This window comes from Methanospirillum sp. (genome assembly GCF_035560735.1).
GTDB lineage: Archaea > Halobacteriota > Methanomicrobia > Methanomicrobiales > Methanospirillaceae > Methanospirillum.
Map to the genome: position 1 here is coordinate 1 of NZ_DATMYY010000301.1, position 4,734 is coordinate 4,734.

4 protein-coding genes are annotated in these 4,734 nt (G+C 48.1%); all 4 read right to left on the reverse strand.

The annotated features are described in order from the left end of the window. Positions 1-175 precede the first annotated feature (175 nt). From VN429_RS08705 to VN429_RS08720, 4 genes are read right to left on the reverse strand one after another with little or no spacing between them, the layout of a single operon-like run. Positions 176-1,183 carry a formylmethanofuran dehydrogenase subunit C gene (locus tag VN429_RS08705; protein ID WP_325632213.1) on the reverse strand — a complete coding sequence of 336 codons (1,008 nt, stop codon included), beginning with the start codon at positions 1,181-1,183 and terminating at the stop codon, positions 176-178. Positions 1,184-1,196: 13 nt separating this feature from the next. Then, positions 1,197-2,894 carry a formylmethanofuran dehydrogenase subunit A gene (locus VN429_RS08710; protein ID WP_325632216.1) on the reverse strand — a complete coding sequence of 566 codons (1,698 nt, stop codon included), beginning with the start codon at positions 2,892-2,894 and terminating at the stop codon, positions 1,197-1,199. Between the two features lie 11 nt (positions 2,895-2,905). Then, the gene (locus VN429_RS08715; protein WP_325632218.1) at positions 2,906-4,225 is read right to left on the reverse strand and encodes a formylmethanofuran dehydrogenase subunit B; all 1,320 of its coding nucleotides are present in this window, start codon (positions 4,223-4,225) and stop codon (positions 2,906-2,908) included. Then, positions 4,225-4,626 (reverse strand): molybdopterin dinucleotide binding domain-containing protein, encoded by a 402-nt coding sequence (locus tag VN429_RS08720; RefSeq protein ID WP_325632220.1) that lies wholly within the window; start codon positions 4,624-4,626, stop codon positions 4,225-4,227. Before VN429_RS08720 ends, VN429_RS08715 begins: the two co-directional genes overlap by 1 nt. Positions 4,627-4,734 lie beyond the last annotated feature (108 nt).

Below are 4,734 nucleotides of genomic sequence, written 5' to 3' on the forward strand. Positions count from 1 at the left end.
ATACATGGATCAGCGCAGTGATGATTCACCCCCTGATTTTCACAAAAATGTACCTGACGGTAAAACAAAAGGAAATATCAGTACATAGGAACCAATAAACCACCAGGTTTCTGTTGCGGTAGAAACCATCAAACATTGAGTTAAAAAAGAGAGTTTGCTGACCGTGAAGGGATAATTACCGCTTCAGGGATGACATCAGGCGGGAGACTTGAGATGGTTTCATGTCAACGCCAAAGTTATCAAAGATATAGGTTCTGACTTCCTGGACGCTTGGTTCTTTCATCTCTTTCAATGCTGAAGCAAGTTGGTTTGTCTGCAAGTCACTCAGATGAACCTTTTTCTCTAAACGTGGAGCCACTTTTGCGCCAGCAGTATCAGATACTCCCGTTGCAATGTAGATCTTTCCGTAGATGATCTCACCTTTCTTTTTGCCGTGGCGTTCTCCCAGGTCACCAAAGTAGACCTGGAAATTTATCATCTTCCCGTCGAGTTCGATCTCTTCAGTGTGATCAAACTTGTAAGAAGGCATCATACGCTCGACACCGCCCAGGCAGTAGATGTCTCCCTTGACCATCTGCCCGCCTACACGACCTTTGGCGACACCACGGACAACGATAGTTCCTCCATCAGCATGGGTTGCAAGGTGAACATCCGCATTTCCACCGATATCAATGGTTCCGCCGTTGATGTTTGAACCAACATCTGAACCGACATTACCCTTGACAACGATCTTTCCGCCCTGCATACCTCGCCAGTCACCTCGGGATGCAGCTCCAATATAGTTCTTTGCGTTCCCCTCGATGATCAATTCTCCACCAGTCATGGCAAGGCCGGCAAAGGAGTCAACACTGCCCTTGACAAGAAGTTTCCCACCTGCCATCCAGGCACCGACATACATGTCTGCACTACCAAGGACCTCTACTTCACCAGCGGTCATCTTCATGCCAATGTACTTGACCTTGCTGACATCACCTGCAATAATTATTTTAGTCTCTGCAGCGGTAGACCCAGCTTTTCCTTCTACAGTAAAGTAATCAGCGAGCTTGTAGGTCTGGTTACCCATGTGGACTGAAAGATCGCCAATCTCCTGGTTACTCTTTCCTGCAAACACATCAGGGGAGATGTGTTCAGCCTCAAGGTAGAGTTCAGGAACTTCTTTTGCGGTAAGTTTTACAGTATCCATTTCCCTTCCCCCTTTAGTTCTCAACCTCGATCACGTACGGGTTCGCCACATAGTGGTCAGAAACCTCGTAGTTGTTCAGGTTGACACTGTAATACTTCAAGAACTTCATCTGCACATCACGTTCAACCTGCGAGTTGGTTGGAACTTTTGCATCCACCCAGAGGGTACGCTTATTGCCGTTACTGATAATTTCACCGTTATCAACCACGAGAGTTCCAGCCTTGAAGACCTGGGATGCAGTGCCGAATCCCTTCTCAATCTCTTCCGGATCCTTGATCTTATTCTCGTCAATGTTATAGACAACGACATCTGCATCCATACCCGGAGCAAGCCCACCACACATATCAGTAAGACCGAGTGCCTTTGCCGGACCTGCACGAGTCATCTGTGCAAGTTCATAGAAAGTGATCTCACGGTCCATGGATGCAAGGTTCGTTGCTGCGATAACCTTGTCAGAATACTTGAAACTCTTGAGCATCTCCTGCCTGGACTTGTCAGACATGAGCCACTTGAAGATCCGTGGGTACCTGATGAACGGTCCTGCGTTCGGGTGGTCAGTGGTGATGAATGATCTCATCGGGTCTTTTGTGTAAAGACCGAGTTCAAGACCAATTGCCCACTGGATTGCGCAGACCTTTACTCTTGGATCGTAGATATACGGCACAATACCAGAGCTGGTCTCAAGTTCAACATCCACATTGGCCCACTTCAGGTGATTGAGGGTGGTAAGGTGGTGTTCGAACGGACCGTCTGCGGTCATAGTGGTGGTCTCATCGAGGGTCACACAGCCGAGGTCAATGGTCATGTTCTTGTTTGCATTGACATAGTCCATGATCTCCTTGGCTTTGGACTCGAAGTTTGCCCAGCTGTCTCCACCATAGGAGTGGAACTGGACATGGGTGTGATGGAAGACCTGATCACGACCAAACTTGTTGTTTGGCTTGACCCCTTCTGCTAATTTAAACGTGTCAAGAGTATCTTTGTAGTTGCCCGGATTGCCGAGGTTGTTGGTGTGAACGTGGATTGAGTGAGGAAGCCCCATCTTTTCGTTTGCGGTGAGGAGTCCCTTCATGATCTCGGCAGGAGTTATGTCGAAGTATGGGACAGGGTCATGAATGGTTGTGCAGTTCTCACCCCATCCCCAGGCTTCTGAACCACCGGGGTTCACAATCTTGATTGCATATCCCTTGGTTGTCTTGAGCAGCCAGGAGATGTATGCCATGACATTGTCCATCTCGTTGTTCTTGAGGTACTCAAAGACAAACCAGTTGTTTCCAAAGACCGGGAATGCCCCCTGGTCGATGATCGGAGTATCCTTGATCTCCTCATGTACGTGACGGGCATAAAGTGGTGGCATTGCTGCCTCCATGACGGTGGTGTATCCCATCTTGGCATACTCGTACCCGGTTTTGAACGTGGTAGGAATTGAGAATCCACCAGCCATCCGGGTGTTTTTCCCAGTGGGAGTGTATGAGAAGAGTTTGTCTTCAGGTCTGAAGTTTCTACCCTCGTTGACTTTAGGCCCTGCTACGTGTGAGTGGATCTCAACTGCACCGGCCATGACAGTCTTGCCCTTGGCATCGATGGATTTAGCCTTGGATGAGACCTTATCTGTGATCTTTCCGTCCTTAATACAGATATCCTTGACCTCTCCCTTGACTCCGGTCTTCGGGTCGTAGACAATTCCGTTTTTAATGATATATTCGCTCATGTTTTCTTCCTCTAGTTAACTTTGAGTTCTTTGACCCGTTCCAGAACTGCAGAGAGGAATTGATGGTCAGTCATCATACCCTCCGGGGGTTCTACGACCTTGCGTGATTCGATTGGAACGTTGTCCATCCTATAGCAGTTACCACCGACCTCAACAGCTACAAAGGCAACAGGGACGTGAACGTCACAGATCTCAGTAGTTGGGGTGATATGCGGGTCAATTGCAACAGAGGGTAGCCGTGAAATCTCTTTCACACACTGCATCGGGAAGTGTGATCCTGGGTCACTACCGAGAACTAAAACAGTATCAACTTCATGACGTTTGAGTAACTCAATTGAACCAGTTTCTCCCGGGTTGTACCTGGCAAACCCACGTGAGAGATCTACGGAAAATGGGAACCCAAACTGCCACCCGAGCACCTGTCCAGAGCCAGTAACATTATAGTGGCCCCGCATGGCGATGATGGAAAATTTCGTGTAATCGTTGAGATCCTTGGTCAGACAGATAGCTGCATCAATGTTGTGATCTTTTCCAAGCGACTGGGTAACACCCATTCCAAAGAAGATAACTCCAAACCTACCAGATTTAAGGACTTCTACTGCCTCATATACGGTCTCTTTTGGAACGCCGGCAATAACATCCCCAACGAGAGGTTCTCCACGGAGTGCTGCCCGAAGAGCCTGGAGGAGTTCATAGTCATATCCCTGCTCAACCTGAAGATGGATATCGGCGAGGCTTGAGGTGTCGGTTGGCCTGGGATCAACGACTATGATCTTTCTCTGTTTTGCTCCCTTTCCTGTGAAATATCCACGTGGGAAGATGGAGTACCGGGACATGTGGCGTGGGTGAGCGTGTGCAGGGTTACATCCCCAGAAAATAATCCGATCTGCACGGTTTTTTACTTCTCCAAGTGTGCAGCTCGGGATACCCACATTCTGGACTGCAATCAAAGTGGTTCCGTGGCAAACTGCTGCAGTATTATCAATAATTGCCCCACACTTTTCGGCGATTTCACCTCCGACACTCTGTGCCTCACATGAGGTTGAAGACCAGCCATACATAAGTGGTTTTTTTGCCTTTGCAAGAATGTTTGCGGTGTGTTCAATCGCTTCTTCATACGTGATCTCTTTGAAGGACCCATCTTCCTGCATCTTGCGTGGCCTGGTAACCCGGTGGGTAAGATCTGATGAATGAATGAACTTCTCGGCTCCTATTGCACAGGCGTTATCTACGGCCAGAATCTTCTTTCCGTCGTCATCTGTAGTGACAATAAGGTCATCACAGAGCGTACCACAGAACGGGCAGGTTACATCAGTGATCGTTTTAGACATCAGTTATCACCAAAACAGTATTCGCGAACAAGGTCAACTGAAGAGAGAACCTTTTCTTCGGGTTCTGGTTCAACAGATGCCTGGACTCCTTTGAATGTTGGCATTCCGGTTGAGTAGGTCTCAGTGCTGGTAACTTTGTTTGCCCAGGGACCCATCGGAATGAATGCGATACCAGGGTGTGGGCCCTGTGTTGCTGATATTGCTTTGACTACAACACTCCCAAATTCGCTTGTCACTTTTACATTAGTGTTCTTCATGATGCCGAGTTTTTTAAAATCGGCTTCGTCCATCTCGATGATTCCGCAGGCAAGGCGATAGTTATTCTTCTCCTTGCCTCCCTCCATCGAAACTCCCTGCTGGATGGTGCGACCTGATATCAGGTTGATCGTAATCGAGCTCATTATGTTCCTCGGTTTGGTATAGACGCTCTGCAGATGGTCAGTTATAGGGATGGATTGATCTTTTCATGCTGATACCCACCCTACTCTGACGCGTTACAGTACATGAAC